The following is a 20,050-nucleotide window of genomic DNA, read 5'->3' on the forward strand; positions in this document are numbered from 1 at the left end:
GGAAGCGCTATCACTGGCGCGCTAACAGGCGCGTGCCGCTGCAATTACCCGCACGCAGCCTCGGCGAGAGCGGGCTATGGGGTATTCGAGCAAGCCGCCCTGTCCCTGGCAACCAGCATTGCCCTGTGCTCGAACCGCTCAGAAACAACATTGGCTCGTCCGTGGGGTCGCTGCAGGTATGTCACGATCTCGTAGGGGCCGTCTGAAAGCGGTCGCATAGTGATCCCCCACGCATGGGCACGCTCAATGCGCGATTGCGCGGAGAGCCCCACTCCGTAGCCAGCGGTCACCCAAAGCGCCATCATCTCGAACGAAGTCACGTGCTGAATGCTCTGCTGGCTCAACGGAAGAAAGGACAGTCGCTGATCCAGCAGTAGGCAAGCCTCCGCCGGCCAGCGAAACACCGGATAGTCCAGAAGCTCGGCAAGCGTGATCTTCGCCTGGGCAACTAAGGGGGACCCCAGCGGCACTGCAACAGCCACGTTCTCCACCCAGAGCGGTTGGCTTTTCACAGCCGGAGCACCAGCGTTCCGAAGCGTCATTCCAGCGTCGTAGCGGCCTTCCTCAAGGCCCGTCAACAGATCATCGGCTGAGGTCTCAAAGAACGTGATGGTGACTTCTGGTTCCTCCGCGCGCTGTAGGGCAAGAAGCGTTGTGAGGCAAGAGGATGGCACTCCGGGCGCGATAGCAAGCCTGAAATGGGAAAACTGGCTGGTGGCGTCATGCATGAGGGCCCCCAATAAGCGATCTGTCCAGAAAGGCAAACCAGCGTTTCAGGAAAGAGTGAAGTTTAACGTCGTTATCTTTAACGTGGTTAATTGTGGCAGATTGTTTGACGCTTCTGCTAATGCAGAAATCAACAATTCAGCCAGGCCGTCCTTCTGGCACATCGACGTATGAATCCGAGTCGGCGTTAGCCTTCGGACAGGCCGTGCGCGCTGCGCGCGTCGCTCAAGGAGTCGCGCAAGACGAGTTCGCATCTCGGGCAAGCATTTCGCGTTCTCACATGGGTAAGATCGAGCGTGGTGAGCACGTGCCCACGCTTCCGCTCATACTGAAAATTTCTACGGCACTTGGAATAAGCGCGGCTGACCTGATGACGGCGACCGAACGCAATCTGCGTGCCGACACTGATCCCTGAGTGTCTAGCCTGCCAGGCTCCGTCAACCGTCCGAAGAGTCGCGAAGGCGAACGATAAATCGCTCCACCGAAGCCGATAAATTGCCGCCGTCCGGCCGAAGCAGGTAGGTGGTGATCACGGCAGAATCCATCGCCAAGGGGCGGATCACCACATCCGGCCGTTGGGAGATGGGAATCTTGGTCGCCGTCATGAAGCCGATGCCGTAGCCGGCGCCGACCAACGTGAGCATCATGTCCAGCGAGGACACTTCCTCGACAACATTCAGCTTGTGCTCCAACGTGTTGAGCAGCCGCTTGAGTTCGCGGCAATAGCCCTCGCATACCTGCGGGTCGCACAGGACAAGTGGATGGCCTTGAAGTTCTTGAAGTGGCACCTCCTTGTAGGTGAGCAATGAGTGACGAGCTGGCACCGCAATCACCAGCGGGTCGTGCCAGATTGGTTCGGCAGCGATACCGTCGCCGACATCGCCCGTGTGCGCGAACCCGATCATGAAGTCGCCCGAACGCAAGCCACGCACTTGCTCTGCCAGAGGCACTTCTGACAAGCGTATTTCGATCTCCGGCTCCTCGGCGCGGCAACGAGCCAGAAATGCCGACAGCCGTGGATCGATAGCCCCATCTGATACAGCGATGCGCAGGCTACCGCGCAAGCCCGATGCCACAGCCTTGGCATTTTCACGAGCCTGTTCCAGCACTGTGAATAGACGGCGAACATCTTGCAAGAAGACCGCGCCCGCCGCCGTTAGAACTGTTCCTCGTCGGTTTCGGTCGAAGAGCACTACGCCCAACTCGTCCTCAAGTTCCTTGATGGCTCGTGATAGCGGTGGTTGTTCGATATGCAGGCGCTCAGCCGCCCGCGTGAAATGTAGCTCCTCAGCAAGAACTACGAAGCAGCGAAGATGGCGCAGCTCCATAGGCCACCCTCCCGTTCCGACTTATCCAACACTGTGCTATCTCCCTATAGAAGTGACTGCCATTCTGGCGGCGGCGAGTTCGGCCACATCATTGGAAACTTCTGGCTGAATGAGCCAGGGCTGGGTTGACCGTGCGATGGCCCGAGGCAGGCACAACACTAGGCGAGCCTGATCAAGTCCGTGGGGTGATAAGGATCAGACGAAGGCTATCTCCAGCCACGCACGTCAATGGATGCCGTGCATCGTCCCCGTCTGACCCTTGGCCGATTGCGAACCAAGCGCTTGAACACGCTTGCGGTTGATCATCACCTGCGGATTGCTGAGGCTCTGCTCCTGGTCCGAGCCAAGGCAAGTACCCTGGGGCAGACGGCAAATGCCGGCGAAAATATTCGCCGGCTCCAGTTGCTGCCCGGAGACTGGCGGGACCAGAATGCCTCTCACCAGAAAGTGTGAGACATCCTGATGCTTAGCCCGCGCCGGATGCTTAATGCCGCACTGAACCATGCGGGTCGATGACGTACTTGTATGCAGAACCCGCGTCGAACTCTTTGTACGCGGCGGGCGCGTCTTCGAGCTTGATGAACTTAGTGTTCATCATCGGCGAAAGGTAAGGCATGCGATCGTTCAGTATCGCCCGCATTAACGCGTGGTTGTAGTTGGCCGTCGGAGATTGACCAGCCGACATTCGCGGCGACTTGATCCAGGCGTTGGACCATTCCAGATCCATATGGCCTTTCTTGGCTTTCGGGTCTTTCGAGATCGGGTTTGCGCAGTACACACCGACCGTACTGGTCATTCCGCCGAAGCGGACATATTTGAGCATTGCGTTGGTAACAGCGCTCTCCACGATCTTGTCAGCCTCCGCGCCAAACCCGCGGCAGTCCACACCAACATAGTCGATGACGCGATCCACCTCCCTGTGCCCGGTAATGCGTTCGAGATGCTCCTCGATCGGCACGCCGTCGGAAAGGTTGATGGTTTCCACGCCGTGTGGCTTGAGAAGGTCCAGCCGCTCTTGAATGTAATCGGCAACGATGATGGCGCCTGCACCCAGAAGTCTGGCGCAGGCGGCACCCGCTCTGCCGACCGGCCCGGCACCGAAGATCAGGATGTTTTCGCCGACGACGTAGGCCGGCGCGGCTGGCCAGTCTGGGCCAGCGAACCCATGGAAAGCTGTGGGTAATACGTCAGAGAGAAGGGTCAGGTCGCGGATTTTTTCCATGGCGGCATCCTTGTCAGGGAAGCGAAGGAGATTGAAATCCGCATACGGTACGAAGAGATAATCACCTTGCCCCCCCGTCCAGCCACCGAGGTTGAACCCGTAGGCTCCGCAGTCGATTTCGGGGTTGGTGTTCTCGCATACATCGGAGCGCATATGCTTGCAGTTGTAGCAACGCCCACACCCCACATTGAAGGGAACGGAAACGATGTCGCCCTTCTTCACGACTTCGACGTCTGATCCCACTTCGATCACTTCGCCGGTCATTTCATGGCCCATGGTCATTCCCTTGGGAACAGCAAACGAACCGCGATAAATGTGAAGGTCGCTGCCACAGATATTTGTGGTAACTATTTTGAGGATAGCGCCATGGGGTGCGCTTTTCCCTTGAGGGGTTATCAGCTCTGGAAATTTGAAGGTGTTGACCTTCATTTCCAAGGGCTTCTCGAAAGTCACGATTCGGTTACCGGTCGGAGTCATTTCGTCACCTCTGTGCGTTAATGTTTCCATCTTCTAAATCGAAGTGGGAAACGAAATTTACCGCTGTCAAGAAGAACGATCGTGGTACTGCCTAGCCGTTGGCCGCGTCTCCTTCTGCGGTCTTGACAGCATCGGATCAAGCTCAGAAGTGGTCAAACTGGAATAATCTATGTACAGATAGGCACGATCTATCTACGCGGGATCGTCGAGCCGTGCTCGTCTCCTAGCCGGGAGAGGGCAACGATCATCGCTACATCGCGCCTCCTAGCTTGATCTAGGAACAGTCAGCTCGACCCAGCGAGACATGAGGAGGCCGCATGCAGCAGGTACTCCTGTCCCCCGAGTTGCCCCTGGACCTAGTGGCCTTCGATGGGTTGCTCAGCACGTGGCGCCTGTTAGCGGCGCACACGGCATGCCTGCAATCTTCGCCTGGTTGAAGCAATACAGAGTTGCTCTTCAAGACTCGCTATTTCAGGGGGCTTTGAGATGAGTCTGCTTTGGGCTGGAACCGACGATGGATCGATATAACGGATTGAAGAGTGGCGGCGAGTTCGGGGGTGTGCACCATTTCGAGCAATGCACGCGATGACGGTGCCTCGAACGCATTTTTCCCAGCAACGAATCCGACATTTGAGTGCGACATTGGTCCATTGATTGCGATTGCGTGGAGATTTGGAATGTGCGCGAGTTGGCCGGCGAGAGATTGCGGAAGAACTGCCGAATATTTTCCTGTCGCCACGTGTGCCGATAGCACGTCAATTGAATCAGTGCGAATAGTCTGCGCGGTACATTGCATCAGCCTATCTTGAATGGGTTCAGGTACTGCCGAGTTCAGCACGCAGAGTTGTCTATTGAGAACATGGTCCCACGTTGTGCTTCGGGGTTGCTGTGTTCTCGCGGCGTGAAAAAGGAAAATGCGTTCACGGTACAGAAGGTGAGTATCGAAGTCTTCCCCTGGGATATCCTCCAAATGCATGAGTGCGATATCCAAATTGTTTTCTCGAATCGCCTGTAGCAGGGAAGAAGCGCCGGAAACCAGAACTGATTGTTGAAGTAAGGGTGTTTTTTCAGCAAGGGCGATGCTTAATGTGGGCGCTACACCGGCAGTTCCTGGGAGTATCCCTAGCCGGAATTGCCCCTCTATACCTCGCCGTAGTGCGGAGAGTTCTCGCTCCAGCCCTTTGCAGTCGTCATACATCTGCTGAGCCCAAGACAGTACGCGCATCCCTTCAGAAGTGAGGCCGTCATAGCGTCGGCCATGACGCACGATCTCGACACCCATGTCTTCCTCCAATTGCTTAATGCCCGCGGAGAGTGTCGGCTGAGAAACATTGCAGCTTTTGGCCGCGTTGCCAAAATGGCCTTCACGGTGCAAAGCAAGCAAGTATTCAAAGTTTCTTACGATCATATATTTTCTTCTGATAAAGTTGATTAGATTTTATACTTTCACGAAAAACCCTGCGCACGCTTCGATCCGCGTCCAACCTTGGGCACGTAGCTGGCACGCATGAAAGGCTGCCGCGCGCAGTGCCCATACAGTAGGTTCGACTCGTCATCGACGGTCAGCACCACAACGCACGGGACAGCCAATAGCGCGAACACAGGTGCTTTGCGCTGTGGGCGAGTCGTCCTCATGTAGCTTAGCAGTTGGCGCGTTCTGGAAGGGAGTAAGCGTGAGTGGTGAGGCACGCAACCGCAAAAGGCGGTGCTAAGCTCTTGAGCTGTTCGGGTCGTGGCCGTTGAAGCGGGGAGAGAATGGAGCCTGCCATGGCCGTTGTGGCGCAGCTGGGGAAATCCTGAAAAAGACTTCCTGATTTGGCAAAATCCCCGGACACCAATCGCCGAGCTTTTCGATGATGAAACAAATGACCTTCGCCGATGCCGAGTACGCCGGTAAGCGCAAGCAGACCCGCAAGGAGCTGTTCCTGATAGAGATGGATCGGGTCGTACCCTGGGAGGGTTTGATTGCTCTGATCAAACCTCATTACCCAAAGGGCGAAGGGGGCCGTCCAGCCTATCCGCTGATGGCGATGCTGCGGATTCATCTAATGCAGAACTGGTTCGGTTACAGCGATCCGGCGATGGAAGAGGCGCTGTACGAGACGACGATCCTGCGCCAGTTTTCCGGTCTGAGCCTGGAGCGAATCCCGGATGAAACCACCATCCTCAACTTCCGTCGCCTGCTGGAAAAGCATGAGTTGGCCACCGGTATTCTCGGCGTGATCAATGGCTATTTGGGCGACCGTGGCTTGTCACTGCGACAAGGCACCATCGTCGATGCCACTCTGATTCATGCGCCCAGTTCGACCAAGAACAAGGACGGCAAACGCGACCCGGAAATGCATCAGACCAAGAAGGGCAACCAGTATTACTTCGGTGCCAAAGCTCACATTGGTGTCGACGATGAGTCCGGGCTTGTGCACAGCGTGGTGGTCACTGCGGCCAACGTCGCGGACGTAACCCAAGTCGACAAACTGCTGCACGGTGGTGAGAACGTGGTCTGCGCTGATGCGGGCTATACCGGTGTAGAGAAGCGTGAAGAGCATGAGGGGCGCCAAGTCATCTGGCAGATTGCAGCCCGGCGCAGCACTTACAAAAAGCACGGTAACCGCAGCGCGTTATACAAAGCGATACGTAAGATCGAAAGAGCCAAGGCCCAGGTTCGCTCCAAGGTTGAGCATCCATTTCGGGTGATCAAGCGCCAGTTTGGTTATACGAAAGTGCGCTTCCGAGGCTTGGTGAAAAACACTGCTCAGATGGTGACGCTGTTCGCCCTGTCGAACATTTGGATGGCGCGTCGACATTTGCTCTCCAATGCAGGAGAGGTGCGTCCGTGAAGAGTGAAGTGACTGCTGCGAGGTGCTTGCAGCGGCAAAAAAGGCTGAAATAGACGGCAGGTTTGACCGGGATTTGAGCGGCTACCGTTTTTTGAAAGTGTCGATGGCGAAGTAGCCGGAAAACAGGGGCTACTTCAGACCATCCCTAGTACACCATGCCCCCAGCGTTTCCTTAGCTGCGATTGACGGGCATGCCTGGCGGTAGCTCAATAACAGCCATTTATGGATGAAGGAACGAGGGGAATAAGGCAGATGAAGATATTCACGATTGGATTCACTAAGACCTCCGCGCGGTCCTTCTTCACCAAGTTAAGTGCTTCTGGTGCCAAGCGCCTTGTCGATGTTCGCCTGAATAATGTTTCGCAATTGGCCGGGTTCGCTAAACGCGAGGATCTTCGATATTTTTCCGAGGCGTTGTGTGGGATGGAATATGAACATCTACCAGCACTTGCTCCAACCAAAGACATGTTCGAGGAATATAAAATAAAAGGGGGAGATTGGGATATCTACGCCAGTAAATTTCTGGATTTAATGTCGTCCCGAAAGATTGAGTCAATCGATAAAGAAAAGATTGATAACAGTTGCCTGCTTTGCAGCGAAGACAAGCCCCATCACTGCCATCGGAGGCTAGTGGCCGAGTACCTTGCAGGCAAATGGCCGAATGTTGAGATCGTGCATCTTTAGAGGGGCGACGTAGCTCCACGTTTCCAACGCCTCGTCTGGAGGGCTGAGAGAGACAAAGGCGCGTATCGGCGGGAGCCGGCGCCACACATTGGGCGTACAGAGCAACCTCGCCCGCCACGGCTCGATGTCAGCGCTCAACGAGGCGAGTGGCTCCAGGTGCATTGGCAGACGGGCCGCTGGCTGACGTCGTGGCGATCGGCGGATATGCACTGGGAAGCCCGCCCATGTGTTGGGCTATCATGTTGGCGACGCCTACGCCCAGGTGGGGCGCGGCAGGATCGCCGTCATTTACACCCCAGTTTGGTACTGCTATAGGTCTTCTGGAATAGCCGATACATCAGGACAAATTGAAGTAGCTCAATTAGGAGATATCTAATGTCAACCGGTATGTTTATTCTGCACTCCAACTATACGCCGGCGGGGGACCAGCCAGAGGCGATCGCGCGGCTGCTGTCGGACATAGAAGAAGGTGCGACGCACCAGACGCTGAAAGGTATCACCGGCTCAGGTAAGACCTTCACCATGGCCAATGTGATTCATCGTCTGAAGCGGCCCACGTTGATCTTGGCTCCCAACAAGACGTTGACCGCGCAGCTCTATAGTGAAATGAAGCACTTCTTTCCTGAGAATGCGGTCGAGTACTTCGTTTCGTATTACGACTATTTTCAGCCCGAGATCTATATGCCGGGCACCGATCGTTTCATACCGAAGGACTCGGCCATCAATGACCACCTTGAGCGCCTGCGCCTGTCCACGACCAAATCCTTGATTGAGCGTCGTGACGTGATCGTCGTCGCTTCGGTGTCTTCAATCTACGGCCTGGGTGATCCAGATGCATATCGAGCGCTACAGATCGCTCTGTCCCCTGGGGTCAAACTAAACCAGAGAGAGCTAATTCGTCGCTTGGCTTTGCTGCAATATGATCGCACGGAGCGTACGCTCAAGCGTGCAACGTTCCGCGTCCAAGGTGATGTGATTGACATTTTCCCCGCTGATTCCGAGTACAGGGCGGTTCGGGTGGAACTGTTGGATGACACTGTTGCGTCTGTCCAATGGATGGACCCTGTTACTGGCAAGACGTTGGGAGAGATAGACCATTATTTGGTTTCGCCAAAAACGCTTTTCGCACCGCCCACGAACAAAATAGATTCTGCATCCAAAAAGATACTCGCTGATATGGAAGAGCGGGTTGCCGAGCTGAACAGGAATAATCGCTTGGTCGAGGCAAACAGACTGTACGAGCGGATCACGCATGACGTGGAAATGATGCGCGAGGTCGGCTATTGCTCGGGGATGGAGAATTATTCCTGCTACTTCAGCGACCGAGACGCAGCTTCTCCTCCGATCACGTTGCTGGATTATTTGCCGAAAGACGGGCTGCTGTTCGTCGATGAATCTCATGTCATGGTGCCACAGATATCCGCAATGTACCGGGGGGATCAGGCGCGCAAGGACACGCTGATCGATTACGGGTTCCGTTTGCCTTCATCGAAGAACAACCGGCCATTGAACTTTGACGAGTTCGAGAAGGTCAAGCCTCAGACCATCTTTGTTTCCGCTACTCCGGGCGACTACGAGCTGAGGGTGTCGAAAGGCAGGGTTGTCGAACAGGTTATCAGGCCAACGGGACTGCTTGACCCCAAGGTTGAAGTGCGGAAAGCGGATGGATACATAGATGACCTGCTTGCCGAAATATCGAAGTGCGTGAAGAGAAAGAATCGAGTGCTTGTGACTACGCTGACGAAGGTCAGTGCAGAAGAGCTAACGGATTTCTTGACGGACAACGGGATTCGAGCGCGCTACATGCATTCGGACATAAAAGCGGAGGATCGTGTTGAGATCATCAATGGCCTGCGCGCAGGAGAGTTCGATGTTTTGATTGGGATTAGTCTTTTGCGCGAAGGGCTGGATATTCCAGAGGCATCATTGGTTGCCATTCTCGATGCAGACCGTGCAGGGTTCTTGCGTTCGGCCCATGCGCTCATTCAGATGATCGGTCGAGTCGCTCGGAATGAAAACGGCAAGGCGATCTTGTACGCCGACGCGGTGACGCCGGCGATGAAGCAGGCGATCGATGAGACCAATAGGCGCAGGCAGCTTCAAATTGCCTTTAACGAGGAAAATGGGATTTCTCCAGCCTCGTCTGTGCGAAAACTAGCAGGGGAAGAGACGAATACGGAGGAGCCCACCGTTCATTCCGAGGCTTTCTGCGAGAACTTGTCCGACCTTTGCGATCAGATCACTGCCAAGGAACAGCAGCTACTCGAATTTACCGATACCGGTGACGAGCAGCGCGTCGAAGACATTCGTCATCAGTTGGATGGGTTGTACCGGCAATTCATTTACATCTAATCGTTCGCCGGCATTGAGTTGCATGGCCGACCGATCTGCACCTGGGGCAAGCGGGCAGACGGTCGGCTCATCATTCAACCGGAGGGGTGAGCCGCCGAGGCTCAGTGCCCCGCTTTCCAAGGTGTGTGCCCTACAGCGTCTTGCGACGTGTCAGCGCAAAGCTGGCAACGATCCAACGGCGACCAGCATTTCATCAAATACCGCTCGAACCCTTCCCGGAATGGGGCCACGCTGAGGCCGATAGACGTACAACCCCCATGCCGGAGGTTCTTCGTTCTCCAGCACTCGCACGAGCTTCCCGCTGGCAATGTAGGGGGCGGCCATGTAGTCCGCCAGTTGCGCGAACGCGATCCCGGCCAGCGCCGCTCCCATTTCCATGTCGGCATTGTCTGCGACGAGAGTGGGTGCGGTAGGTGTCCACTGGCGTCCCGCCTTGAAGTGCCAAGGCCAGGGACGGCCGGTATTGATATCCAAGGCCACGGTAACTGGCAGGCTGCTTAGCGCATCGATGTTTGCAGGTACGCCCACTTTCTTGATCAGGCGCGGAGCGGCAACGATGGGGAGTCTCATGTCGGCGGCCTTGCGTGCGACGAAGCGGCTATCGCGCATGAATCCGACCCTGATCCCGACGTCAATCCCTTCGTCAACCGTATTGCTGATGCGATCGGACAGGCGCACATCCAGCGTGATGCCGGGATGGCGCGCGGCCACGCGCTCCAGTGCCGGTAGCACCGCTCTGGTGCCCAAGCTGTGCGGTGCGGTGATGCGAACCGTACCGGACAGAGAGGCCTGCTGGTCGGAGCCAGGCGTTCGCCACAGATCCTCGAACCGCTCCAATGCGGGGCGCACTTGGTCTAGCAGCCCTTCGCCGAAGGCGGTGATGCGCACCTGGCGCGTGCTTCGATGAAACAACACCTCGCCGTAGTGTTGCTCCAGTTGCTGGATGGCACGGGTTACACCTTGCGGAGAAGTCCCCAGCCGGACGGCCGCATCGCGAAAACTGCTGCTTTCGGCCGCCACCCGAAAGATGCGCAGTAGTTCCATTTCCTTGTTCATGACGCACGCCTTATGGCCGATTTCGCTGCTCGTTGATTGTTCCAGATTGTGGAATTATAAAATCGCAACAATTCCATATACAAGGGAGGCGCGGTTGCCCAGACTGACAACACCCCGGAATGCTCCGCTCCGAACAACCCAATAAGGAACGCGAATGAACGCTGCGACTCTCATCACTGCCTACTACGACGCCTTCAACCGCGGTGACCGCGAGGCCATGCTGTCAATGTTGACCGATGACGTCGCGCACGACTTGAACCAGGGCGCTCGTGAGGTCGGTCGCGAAGCCTTCCGCGCCTTCCTGCAGCGCATGGACCGCTGCTATGGCGAGCAACTGCGCGGGATCGTGGTGATGGTCAGCGCCGACGGCCTGTGTGCAGGCGCGGAGTACGTGGTGCATGGCGAATACAAGGTCACGGACGACGGGCTGCCGGAAGCCCAGGGCCAGCGCTACGTGCTGCCGGGCGGCGCGTTCTTCGAGATCCGCGATGGCAAGATCGCTCGTGTCACCAACTACTACAACCTCGGCGACTGGATCGCACAGGTTGGAGGGGACGCCTGAAATGACCAGCGACGTGCAGGTGCTGGTTCATCGTGGTCCGGACATTGCCGAATGGTTCGATGCCGTGGCAGGCCTGCGGGCGAGCGTCTTCCGCAGCTTTCCTTACCTGTACGAGGGCGACACCGAATACGAGAAGCACTACCTCGCTATGTACGCCCGTTCGGCAGACAGCCTGCTGGTACTCGCGCTCGCTGATGACGTGGTCGTGGGTGCGTCCACGGGATTGCCGCTCGGCGATGCGGAGCCGGCCTTCCAGGTGCCGTTCGCCGATCGAGGAATCCCGATGGAGGCAGTGTTTTACTGCGGCGAATCAGTCCTGCTCCCGGCCTTCCGGGGCCTTGGCCTGGGCCATCGCTTCTTTGACGAACGCGAAGCGCATGCCCGTTCGTTGGGCGGCATGCAGTGGACATCGTTCGCGTCGGTGGATCGAGCAGACGACGATCCCCGGCGTCCTTCCAACTACCGCAGTAATGATCCCTTCTGGATCCGTCGTGGCTACGTGCGGCAGTCGGACATGAAGGTTACGCTGCCCTGGAAACAGGTGGGTGAGCCGAGCGAAACCGAGCAGACGCTCACGATGTGGCTGCGCTCCCTGGAGAACGCGAAATGAAAGTAGCAGTTGCGAAATACGCAGTGGGTCAGCCCACGGGCTTCGAGGCATTCGCAGCGCGGCAGCGGCGGGTTCTGGAGGAGGCGAGCCGTGCCGGAGCGGAACTGGCCGTGTTGCCAGAATATCTGTCCCTCGAACTGGCTGCGATGTTCGAGCCTGGCATCCGCCAGGATTTCAACGCCTCGCTGGCCGCGCTGCAGGCCTTGCAGCCTGCGTGGCTGGCCCTGTACACCGACCTGGCGCGCGAGCTGCGCATGACCATTCAGGCCGGTACGTTCTTGACCCGGGTTGGACCGGATCGCTATCGCAACCGGGCGTGGTGGTTTGCGCCGGACGGCACGCGTGACTACCAGGACAAATTGCAGTTGACGGGGTTCGAGAAAGACACTGGCGTCATCGAGGGGGGCGACGAACTCAAAGTGTTCGACCTGAATGGCGTGCGTGCCGGCATCGCTGTCTGCTACGACAGTGAGTTTCCATTGCCCGTGCGAGCCCAGCGAGAGGCGGGTGCACGCCTGCTGTTGGTCCCGAGCTGTACGGACACGAGGGCAGGTGCAACCCGGGTTCGTGTGGGCTGCATGGCGCGGGCACTGGAGAACCGGATGTTCGTCGCACAGGCCGTGACGACCGGAGCTGCTGACTGGAGTCCGGCGCTGGACACGAACACTGGCGAGGCCACGATCTATGCACCCATGGATCGTGGATTCCCCGAGGATGGCATTCTCGCGACTACTTGCGGCACGCAGACATGGGCGATCGGTGATCTTGACGTTGAAGCACTCGAACGAAACCAAGAACAGGCCCAGGTTGCGGTCGATCGTGACTGGGACGGACAGATGTTGCCTGCACTGCGGAAAGCTCGACACTCGGGTCATCAGGTCGCCTAGCCGGTCTCATCTTGATAGCTTCAACTCGATGAGTCGGCTTAGATAGGTCATATCTATCTGCGCATAGATTTTTCCAGTTTGACCAGTTTTGAACTTGCCCCGATGCTGTCGATACATGCAAGAAATATTCATTGATTTGAATGTTTTGCGCTTCTTGGGAACAAACCTGTACTAGCCTGTAAGAGTGCTCGAAGAGCACAGAATTTGTGGCAAAGTTCGGCCGCATATACTATGGGGGAGTATTGTATAATGCGGCGGTGTACCCAAGTAGAGAGGTGTTCGATGCCACACAGTCCGGAAGAAAAGAAGCAAGCACTGACGCGCATCCGGCGCATCAAAGGTCAGGTAGCGACTCTTGAGCAAGCGCTTGATGCAGGTGCGGAATGCCCTGCAATTCTTCAGCAGCTTGCGGCCGTTCGTGGGGCAGTCAACGGATTGATGGCAACCGTTCTGGAGAGCTATCTGCGGGAAGAATTTCCCAGTAGCGAAATCAGGAGCGATTCGCAGAACAAGTCCATTGACGAGACCATCTCTATCGTCCGCTCCTATCTGCGATAGAGGCACCAGGGTGCCCTCGGTGAGGGCAAATTTAGTTAGCTAGTAAAGGAAGCGACATCATGAAATCACGTGCAGCAGTTGCCTTCGGGCCAGGAAAGCCGCTGGAAATCGTCGAGATCGACGTCGAGCCGCCGCGCAAGGGCGAGGTGCTCATCAAGATCACGAATACCGGCGTTTGCCATACCGACGCCTTCACCCTGTCGGGCGACGACCCCGAAGGTCTCTTCCCGGTCGTGCTGGGTCATGAAGGTGCGGGTATCGTCGTGGAGGTGGGTGAAGGTGTGACCAGCGTGAAGCCTGGCGATCACGTCATTCCGCTCTACACCGCCGAATGCGGCGAGTGCCTGTTCTGCAAGTCCGGCAAGACCAACCTGTGTGTCGCGGTTCGCGCAACCCAGGGCAAGGGGCTGATGCCCGATGGTACGACTCGCTTCTCGTACAACGGTCAGCCGCTTTACCACTACATGGGCTGCTCGACCTTCAGCGAATACACGGTCGTCGCCGAAGTCTCGCTGGCCAAGATCAACCCGGACGCCAACCCCGAGCACGTCTGCCTGCTGGGCTGCGGCGTGACCACCGGCATCGGCGCCGTGCACAACACGGCCAAGGTACAGCCCGGCGACTCGGTGGCCATCTTCGGCCTCGGCGGCATCGGTCTCGCTGCGATTCAAGGTGCACGCCAGGCCAAAGCGGGCCGCATCATCGCCATCGATACCAATCCGGCGAAGTTCGAACTGGCTCGTACCTTCGGCGCGACCGAATGTCTCAACCCGAAGGACTTCGACAAGCCGATTCACGAGGTTCTGATCGAGATGACTGGCTGGGGTGTCGATCACACCTTCGAGTGCATCGGCAACGTCAACGTGATGCGTTCGGCTCTGGAAGCTGCCCACCGCGGCTGGGGCCAGTCGATCGTCATCGGCGTCGCCGGGGCCGGCAAGGAAATCTCGACCCGTCCGTTCCAGTTGGTCACCGGCCGGACCTGGAAGGGGTCGGCTTTCGGCGGGGTCAAGGGGCGCACCCAACTCCCGGGCATGGTGGAAGACGCAATGAAAGGCGAGATCGATCTCGCCCCGTTCGTCACTCACACCATGGGTCTCGACGAGATCAACCACGCCTTCGACCTGATGCATGAAGGCAAGTCGATTCGCACGGTGATCCACTACTGATCACTCACTATCCATTCAACACCAACCACCAAGGAAATTAACCATGTCCAATCCTGTCATTTCCGGCGACGGCATCTTCTCGCACGTCTTCATCGGCGCCGCCGACGTCCAGAAGTCGGCCGCGTTCTATGACGCCGCTCTGGGTGCTCTCGGCATCAAGAACCTCGGTCCTTTCGGCAACGGATGGGTGCTTTTCGGTCGCGAAAAGCCGGCTTTCATCATCGCCCGTCCGGGCAATGGTGAAGCGCCTTCCAGCAACGGCGTGACGGTCGGCTTTGCGGCCGCCACTCCCGCCGAAGTGGATGCCTTCCACGCCGCCGGCCTTGCCGCAGGCGGCACCGACGAGGGCCAGCCTGGCCCGCGTGGCCACCTGCCGGGTGCCTATGCGGCCTACCTGCGTGATCCGGCGGGCAACAAGGTTTGCTCGTACACCTTCGTCTGAAAGCTAGGAAGCTGAGGGCGTTCTGAAAGGGCCAGCACAAGCCTCTACACGGCGAGCCTATTAGACGGACCGTGTAGAGCGGTGCCCGCTCATGAAGATCGGCCCGCAGCCATGTGCGAAACGCATGGCTGCGGGCATTTGCTTTGAAGCGTGTTTTTCAACCAAGAAGAAATGAGGTCGTTATGAAAGAGCCGGCCAACATCAATACGACGACCGTACAACCCACCCCGACCGCCACCGTGTACGGCATGCCGGCCTATACCGATCGTGCTGCCGCCGTGGGTGAAGTGCACGCGCGCCCGCATCTCTTGATTCAGGCCCCCCGCGGCATATTGCAGCTCGCTTTCATGACCGAAGGCGACCAGGCCAGGGATCAGATGGCGATGAGCGAGTTGTCTCATCGCTTCGGCGTTGCCGAACCCGACCATACTACGCCGCTCCACGGCGTGACATGGGATGAAGGAGACCTGCACTGCGAAAAGCACACCGAGTTCTCGACGTATCTCTGGTGCGCTTCGCTGGATTCCGAGACGGGAGAGCCGTGCGGCGAAAATCCGTTCAAGCATGGATTTGTTCCTCCCGGCCCGGTCGTATCCGGCATCCGTTTGAGACTTCTTCCGTGGACGCCGGAAACGGAGAAGGAGGTCGATCGCTTCGATCCTGCCAGCCTGTGCTACTCGCTGGTGGAGAACGGCTCTGCCGCCATCCTGACCGACTTTCGACAGGATGAGGATGGCCTGACGCAGATCCTCGTCCTGGCCCGCGATTTGACCCCGGCGCGGGCGGGTGCGCTGGCTCAACGTCTGCTGGAGATCGAGACTTACCGCACCTTGGCGTTGCTGTCCCTGCCGTTGACACGATCGATGACGTCGGAACTGCGACGCATGGAGTCGCGCCTTGCGGCGATCACCGACGAGATGTGTACGAGCTTGGTGGAACGGCGCGACAGCGACGTGCTGCTGTCCGAATTGACCGGCCTGGCTGCCGAGCTGGAAGCTGGCGTTGCGGCGAATCTCTATCGCTTCGGCGCCAGCCGTGCCTACTACGAGATCGTCGAGGAAAGGCTGGCAGCGCTTTCGGAAGAGGCCGTATCCGGGTACTGCACCTGGGCGGATTTCCTGCAGCGTCGCATCGCTCCCGCCATGCGGACATGCCAATCCGTAAAGGAGCGCCAGACCAAGCTCTCCGACAAGCTGACCCGGGCCATCGCGTTGCTGCGTTCCTGGATCGACGTCGAGCTTGAACGCCAGAACCGCGATCTGCTTGCGTCGATGAACAACCGGGCCAAGATGCAATTGCGCCTTCAGCAAACCGTCGAAGGCCTGTCGGTCGCGGCAATTTCTTATTACGTCGTGAGTCTTCTCGGCTATTTGCTCAAGGGCATTCCGATGGTTCACGACAGCGTGGCGCCGGTGATGGCGGTTCTGGTGCCTGCGGTGATGCTGACGATCTGGTGGATCGTGCGCAGGATCAGACACGCCCACGGCGACACGGCAGCGGAAGAGAAATCTTCCTGACGAGCTGCCGTCCTGGCGCGCGAGAGCTGCGCCGTTCCTTTGAACATAGGAGAACACCATGGAACGCATCGAACATCACGCCAGCTTTGATGGTTGGCAGGACGTTTATCAGCATGAATCCACGACGCTCGGTTGCACGATGAAAGTCGGCGTCTATCTGCCTCCGCAGGCACAGCACGGCAAGGTGCCGGTGCTGTACTGGCTTTCAGGCCTCACCTGCACCGAGCAGAACTTCATCACCAAGTCCGCCGTCCAGCGCTACGCAGCCGAACATGGCATTGCCGTCGTCGCGCCCGATAGCAGCGCTCGCGGCGAAGGCGTTGCCGACGATCCCGCCTATGACCTCGGACAGGGGGCAGGTTTCTACGTCAACGCCACGCAGGAACCCTGGGCTGCGAATCATCGGATGTATGACTACGTGGTGCAGGAACTACCGGCGCTGATCGAGGCCCACTTTCCCGTGACAGCGGAGCGGAGCATCAGCGGCCATTCCATGGGGGGACACGGTGCTCTGGTCATCGCCCTGCGCAACCCGGGCCGTTATCGAAGCGTCTCGGCCTTCTCGCCCATCGTCGCGCCCACCCAGGTTCCCTGGGGACACAAGGCCTTCGAGGCGTACCTGGGCAGCGACCGGGAGGCGTGGAAGCAGTACGACACCGTGGAGCTGATTCGCACCGTGCAGGAGCGTCTGCCGCTGCTGGTGGATCAGGGTTTGGGCGACGAGTTCCTGGAGAGTCAGCTTCAGCCCGATCTGCTGCGCAAGGCCTGCGACGAGACGGGGCACCCGCTCACGTTGAATCTGCGCCCAGGCTACGACCACAGCTACTACTTCATTGCCAGTTTCATTGGCGAGCATATGGCACACCACGCATCGGCGCTGAAACGCTGAGAGAGAGGAGATCAGGTCATGACAAAGACCTCCAAAAACCGACATCACGTCGTCATTATCGGAGCGGGCTTCGGCGGGATCGAGGTTGCCAACCAGCTTGCTGGTGCCGAGGTCGATGTGACGATCATCGACCGGCGCAATCATCACCTGTTCCAGCCGCTGCTTTACCAGGTCGCAGGGGCATCTCTCTCGACATCCGAGATCGCCTGGCCTATTCGCTATCTATTCCGAAATCGCCCGGAAGTGAACACCTTGATGGCGGAAGTGGAAGGTATCGACCAGGACGCGCGTCAGGTCATTCTCAACAATGGCTCGCGCCAAACCTACGACACGCTCGTACTCGCGACAGGTGCTACCCATGCCTATTTCGGACACGACGAATGGGGGGCTTTCGCGCCGGGGTTGAAGACGCTGGAAGATGCCACGACCATTCGAGGCCGAATCCTCGCGGCTTTCGAGGAGGCCGAGCGCACGAGCGATCCTCAGCAGCGTGCCGCGCTGCAGACGTTCGTCATCATCGGTGGTGGTCCCACCGGGGTTGAATTGGCCGGGACCATCGCCGAGCTTGCACGAGACACGCTGGCGCGTGACTTCCGCTCGATCGACCCGAGCACGTCCCGGGTTGTACTGATCGAGGCGGGCCCGCGTCTGTTGTCCGTCTTTCCAGAGGATCTTTCGGCCTATACGCGCCAGGCACTCGAAAAGCTCGGGGTCGAGGTCGTGCTGGGTACGCCGGTCACCGAATGCTCGGCCGACGGCGTGGTGTATGGCGGCAAGCCTCTTTCGGCCAAGACCATCGTTTGGGCCGCCGGCGTCCAGGCGTCTCCCGCGGCTCGCTGGTTGGGTGCTGCGTCTGATCGTGCGGGTCGAGTGGTCGTTGGTCCCGACCTGACGGTGGCCGGTCGCCCGGAGGTCTTCGCCATCGGCGATACCGCCTCGTGCACCATGGCTGATGGGAAGCCCGTACCGGGCATCGCCCCCGCCGCCAAACAGCAAGGCAAGTACGTCGCCAACCTCATTGGACGGCGTTTGAAAGGCAAGCCCGCTGACGGGCCTTTCAAATACCGGCATCAGGGGAACCTGGCCACCATCGGCCGCAGCCTGGCCGTAATTGACATGGGGCGGGTTAAGCTGCGTGGAGCCTTTGCGTGGTGGATCTGGAAGCTCGCGCATATCTACTTTCTGATCGGTACGCGAAATCGTCTCAGCGTCGCGTTGAGCTGGGTATGGAACCATAGCATCGGCTACCGCGGCTCTCGCATCATCATGCATGCGATTAGCGACAAAGAGCCCACGGCGTTGGATAAATCCGGCTCTCTGGATTGAGGTGCACACCTTATCGGAACGTCAACTATCAGAAATACCAGGGAGAGGAACTTGACCGATCTATTCACGACAAAGCCCAAGCCTCCCTTGGCCGAACTCCTGCGGCCCAAGACGCTGGATGAATTCGTCGGGCAACGGCACTTGCTCGGCCCCGGCAAGCCGCTTCGTCTCGCGTTCGAGGCGGGCAAGTTGCACTCGTTCATCCTCTGGGGGCCGCCAGGCGTGGGCAAGACCACCCTGGGGCGCCTGGCCGCCAGTGCGACCGACAGCCGATTCATCGCCATCTCGGCCGTGCTTGCCGGGGTGAAGGACATCCGGCAAGCCATCGACGAGGCCCAGGCAGAACTGGGCAACCATGGTCGATCGACGGTGCTTTTCGTCGATGAGATCCATCGCTTCAACAAGGCGCAGCAGGATGCCCTACTGCCCCATGTCGAGTCGGGGCTCCTGACCCTGGTGGGGGGAACGACCGAGCATCCGGGGCTGGCGGTCAATTCCGCTCTGCTCTCACGCGCGCAGGTCTATACCCTCGAACCGCTGTCCGGCGACGAACTGAACCAGCTCTACGAACGCGCACTGCCGCATCTCCAGGGCGTCACGTTGGACGCGGACGCGCTGGATCTGCTCAAGGGCTTTGCCGATGGCGATGGCAGGCGCTTCCTCAATCTGCTTGAGCAGGTGACGAATGCTGCGTCGGGCGCGGGCAAGGCCGTGGTCGATGGCGAGTTTGCCAAACTGTCCACCAGCCCATCACTGCGCAGGTTCGACAAGGGCGGCGACGAGTTCTACTGGCAGCTCTCCGCCTTCCACAAGTCGCTGCGGGGCTCCGACCCCGACGCGGCCCTGTACTGGCTGGCCCGCATCCTCGACGGCAGCGGCGACGTCAGCCAGGTGACGCGCCGCATGATCGTGGTGGCCAGCGAAGACATCGGCAATGCCGACCCGCAGGCGCTGCAACTGGCGCTCAATGCCGCGCTGGCTTATGAGAGGCTGGGTTCCCCCGAAGGCGAAATACCGATTGCCCACGCGGCGACCTACCTTGCTGCCGCCCCCAAGTCGAACGCTGCCTATGCCGCCTGGAACAAGGCGAAGGCCTTCGTCAAGAACAGCGGCTCCCTGCCTGTGCCTCTCCATCTTCGCAATGCGCCGACGAAGCTGATGCAGCAGATGGGGTATCACGAAGGCTACCGCTATGCCCATGACGAGCCCAACGGCTATGCCGCTGGGCAAAGCTACTTTCCCGAGGGCGTGGCGCGGCCGGGCTGGTATCAGCCAACGGACAGAGGTGTTGAGCGCAGGCTGGGAGAAAGGCTTACTTGGCTGCGCTCGCTGGATGATGGGACGCTGCCAGAGGCGGACGCCTGACCGGTCGCCTCCGAAACCGGCTCATCGCGACTTCACGAACTAC

19 protein-coding genes are annotated in these 20,050 nt (G+C 58.6%); 14 read left to right on the forward strand and 5 right to left on the reverse strand.

The window, feature by feature from the left end; translation table 11 throughout:
• Positions 1–74 precede the first annotated feature (74 nt).
• Entirely contained in the window at positions 75–728 is a 654-nt protein-coding gene (locus tag HX793_RS26335) for a substrate-binding domain-containing protein (RefSeq protein ID WP_023106332.1), read from the reverse strand.
• Positions 729–847: 119 nt separating this feature from the next.
• On the opposite strand from HX793_RS26335, the gene HX793_RS26340 reads away from it, so the two are divergent.
• The gene (locus tag HX793_RS26340; RefSeq protein WP_009459591.1) at positions 848–1,141 is read left to right on the forward strand and encodes a helix-turn-helix domain-containing protein; all 294 of its coding nucleotides are present in this window, start codon (positions 848–850) and stop codon (positions 1,139–1,141) included.
• Positions 1,142–1,163: 22 nt separating this feature from the next.
• On the opposite strand, the gene HX793_RS26345 is transcribed toward HX793_RS26340, so the two are convergent.
• From HX793_RS26345 to HX793_RS26355, 3 genes are all read right to left on the reverse strand, one after another.
• On the reverse strand, positions 1,164–2,054 hold the full coding sequence (locus tag HX793_RS26345) for a LysR family transcriptional regulator (RefSeq protein ID WP_023103878.1): 891 nt from the start codon (positions 2,052–2,054) through the stop codon (positions 1,164–1,166).
• Positions 2,055–2,538: 484 nt separating this feature from the next.
• Positions 2,539–3,753, reverse strand: coding sequence for a glutathione-independent formaldehyde dehydrogenase (locus HX793_RS26350; RefSeq protein WP_023093406.1), 1,215 nt, complete (start codon positions 3,751–3,753; stop codon positions 2,539–2,541).
• A 466-nt stretch (positions 3,754–4,219) separates the two neighbouring features.
• Positions 4,220–5,161 carry a LysR family transcriptional regulator gene (locus HX793_RS26355; RefSeq protein WP_028698648.1) on the reverse strand — a complete coding sequence of 314 codons (942 nt, stop codon included), beginning with the start codon at positions 5,159–5,161 and terminating at the stop codon, positions 4,220–4,222.
• Between the two features lie 448 nt (positions 5,162–5,609).
• Here HX793_RS26355 and HX793_RS26360 point away from each other — a divergent pair, with 448 nt between their 5' ends.
• From HX793_RS26360 to uvrB, 3 genes are all read left to right on the forward strand, one after another.
• Positions 5,610–6,590 carry an IS5-like element ISPa26 family transposase gene (locus HX793_RS26360; RefSeq protein ID WP_024086516.1) on the forward strand — a complete coding sequence of 327 codons (981 nt, stop codon included), beginning with the start codon at positions 5,610–5,612 and terminating at the stop codon, positions 6,588–6,590.
• A gap of 252 nt (positions 6,591–6,842) precedes the next feature.
• Positions 6,843–7,274, forward strand: coding sequence for a DUF488 domain-containing protein (locus HX793_RS26365; RefSeq protein ID WP_023835768.1), 432 nt, complete (start codon positions 6,843–6,845; stop codon positions 7,272–7,274).
• A gap of 375 nt (positions 7,275–7,649) precedes the next feature.
• Positions 7,650–9,626, forward strand: a complete 1,977-nt coding sequence (gene uvrB / locus HX793_RS26370) for an excinuclease ABC subunit UvrB (protein WP_028690943.1) — start codon at positions 7,650–7,652, stop codon at positions 9,624–9,626.
• Positions 9,627–9,776: 150 nt separating this feature from the next.
• Here uvrB and HX793_RS26375 read toward each other — a convergent pair whose 3' ends face one another.
• On the reverse strand, positions 9,777–10,682 hold the full coding sequence (locus tag HX793_RS26375; RefSeq protein ID WP_023103881.1) for a LysR family transcriptional regulator: 906 nt from the start codon (positions 10,680–10,682) through the stop codon (positions 9,777–9,779).
• 154 nt (positions 10,683–10,836) lie between these two features.
• Between HX793_RS26375 and HX793_RS26380 the strand changes: the two genes are divergently transcribed.
• The 10 genes from HX793_RS26380 to HX793_RS26425 all read left to right on the forward strand — a co-directional run bounded on the left by HX793_RS26380 (position 10,837) and on the right by HX793_RS26425 (position 20,007).
• Positions 10,837–11,244: a ketosteroid isomerase-related protein gene (locus tag HX793_RS26380; protein ID WP_023103882.1), complete on the forward strand. Its 408-nt coding sequence runs from the start codon at positions 10,837–10,839 to the stop codon at positions 11,242–11,244.
• Between the two features lies 1 nt (position 11,245).
• Positions 11,246–11,854, forward strand: coding sequence for a GNAT family N-acetyltransferase (locus HX793_RS26385; protein ID WP_028690944.1), 609 nt, complete (start codon positions 11,246–11,248; stop codon positions 11,852–11,854).
• Entirely contained in the window at positions 11,851–12,741 is an 891-nt protein-coding gene (locus tag HX793_RS26390) for a carbon-nitrogen hydrolase family protein (RefSeq protein ID WP_028690945.1), read from the forward strand. The genes HX793_RS26385 and HX793_RS26390 overlap by 4 nt, the downstream gene beginning before the upstream one ends.
• 282 nt (positions 12,742–13,023) lie before the next feature.
• Positions 13,024–13,299 carry a formaldehyde-responsive transcriptional repressor FrmR gene (gene frmR, locus HX793_RS26395; RefSeq protein ID WP_007182548.1) on the forward strand — a complete coding sequence of 92 codons (276 nt, stop codon included), beginning with the start codon at positions 13,024–13,026 and terminating at the stop codon, positions 13,297–13,299.
• A 59-nt stretch (positions 13,300–13,358) separates the two neighbouring features.
• Positions 13,359–14,468, forward strand: a complete 1,110-nt coding sequence (locus HX793_RS26400) for an S-(hydroxymethyl)glutathione dehydrogenase/class III alcohol dehydrogenase (protein WP_011871467.1) — start codon at positions 13,359–13,361, stop codon at positions 14,466–14,468.
• 43 nt (positions 14,469–14,511) lie between these two features.
• Positions 14,512–14,910: a VOC family protein gene (locus HX793_RS26405; protein WP_023103885.1), complete on the forward strand. Its 399-nt coding sequence runs from the start codon at positions 14,512–14,514 to the stop codon at positions 14,908–14,910.
• Between the two features lie 182 nt (positions 14,911–15,092).
• Complete coding sequence (locus tag HX793_RS26410) at positions 15,093–16,427, forward strand: DUF3422 family protein (protein WP_023464791.1); 1,335 nt, start codon at positions 15,093–15,095, stop codon at positions 16,425–16,427.
• A 58-nt stretch (positions 16,428–16,485) separates the two neighbouring features.
• Positions 16,486–17,316 carry an S-formylglutathione hydrolase gene (gene fghA / locus HX793_RS26415; protein ID WP_023464790.1) on the forward strand — a complete coding sequence of 277 codons (831 nt, stop codon included), beginning with the start codon at positions 16,486–16,488 and terminating at the stop codon, positions 17,314–17,316.
• Positions 17,317–17,334: 18 nt separating this feature from the next.
• Positions 17,335–18,642, forward strand: coding sequence for an NAD(P)/FAD-dependent oxidoreductase (locus HX793_RS26420; protein ID WP_028690947.1), 1,308 nt, complete (start codon positions 17,335–17,337; stop codon positions 18,640–18,642).
• A 51-nt stretch (positions 18,643–18,693) separates the two neighbouring features.
• Positions 18,694–20,007: a replication-associated recombination protein A gene (locus HX793_RS26425; protein WP_028690948.1), complete on the forward strand. Its 1,314-nt coding sequence runs from the start codon at positions 18,694–18,696 to the stop codon at positions 20,005–20,007.
• Positions 20,008–20,050: the final 43 nt, after the last annotated feature.

Source organism: Pseudomonas reactans, from assembly GCF_013387025.1.
GTDB classification, from domain to species: Bacteria; Pseudomonadota; Gammaproteobacteria; order Pseudomonadales; family Pseudomonadaceae; genus Aquipseudomonas; species Aquipseudomonas reactans.

Excerpts from the sequence above, each read along its gene's own strand:
- HX793_RS26375 (WP_023103881.1), bottom strand. The coding sequence starts at position 10,682 with ATGAACAAGGAAATGGAACTACTGCGCATCTTTCGGGTGGCGGCCGAA.
- HX793_RS26335 (WP_023106332.1), bottom strand. The coding sequence starts at position 728 with ATGCATGACGCCACCAGCCAGTTTTCCCATTTCAGGCTTGCTATCGCG.
- HX793_RS26360 (WP_024086516.1), top strand. The coding sequence starts at position 5,610 with ATGAAACAAATGACCTTCGCCGATGCCGAGTACGCCGGTAAGCGCAAG.
- frmR (WP_007182548.1), top strand. The coding sequence starts at position 13,024 with ATGCCACACAGTCCGGAAGAAAAGAAGCAAGCACTGACGCGCATCCGG.
- HX793_RS26390 (WP_028690945.1), top strand. The coding sequence starts at position 11,851 with ATGAAAGTAGCAGTTGCGAAATACGCAGTGGGTCAGCCCACGGGCTTC.
- fghA (WP_023464790.1), top strand. The coding sequence starts at position 16,486 with ATGGAACGCATCGAACATCACGCCAGCTTTGATGGTTGGCAGGACGTT.
- HX793_RS26355 (WP_028698648.1), bottom strand. The coding sequence starts at position 5,161 with ATGATCGTAAGAAACTTTGAATACTTGCTTGCTTTGCACCGTGAAGGC.
- HX793_RS26410 (WP_023464791.1), top strand. The coding sequence starts at position 15,093 with ATGAAAGAGCCGGCCAACATCAATACGACGACCGTACAACCCACCCCG.
- HX793_RS26340 (WP_009459591.1), top strand. The coding sequence starts at position 848 with ATGCAGAAATCAACAATTCAGCCAGGCCGTCCTTCTGGCACATCGACG.
- HX793_RS26345 (WP_023103878.1), bottom strand. The coding sequence starts at position 2,054 with ATGGAGCTGCGCCATCTTCGCTGCTTCGTAGTTCTTGCTGAGGAGCTA.
- HX793_RS26365 (WP_023835768.1), top strand. The coding sequence starts at position 6,843 with ATGAAGATATTCACGATTGGATTCACTAAGACCTCCGCGCGGTCCTTC.
- HX793_RS26400 (WP_011871467.1), top strand. The coding sequence starts at position 13,359 with ATGAAATCACGTGCAGCAGTTGCCTTCGGGCCAGGAAAGCCGCTGGAA.
- HX793_RS26350 (WP_023093406.1), bottom strand. The coding sequence starts at position 3,753 with ATGACTCCGACCGGTAACCGAATCGTGACTTTCGAGAAGCCCTTGGAA.
- HX793_RS26420 (WP_028690947.1), top strand. The coding sequence starts at position 17,335 with ATGACAAAGACCTCCAAAAACCGACATCACGTCGTCATTATCGGAGCG.
- HX793_RS26380 (WP_023103882.1), top strand. The coding sequence starts at position 10,837 with ATGAACGCTGCGACTCTCATCACTGCCTACTACGACGCCTTCAACCGC.
- HX793_RS26405 (WP_023103885.1), top strand. The coding sequence starts at position 14,512 with ATGTCCAATCCTGTCATTTCCGGCGACGGCATCTTCTCGCACGTCTTC.
- uvrB (WP_028690943.1), top strand. The coding sequence starts at position 7,650 with ATGTCAACCGGTATGTTTATTCTGCACTCCAACTATACGCCGGCGGGG.
- HX793_RS26385 (WP_028690944.1), top strand. The coding sequence starts at position 11,246 with ATGACCAGCGACGTGCAGGTGCTGGTTCATCGTGGTCCGGACATTGCC.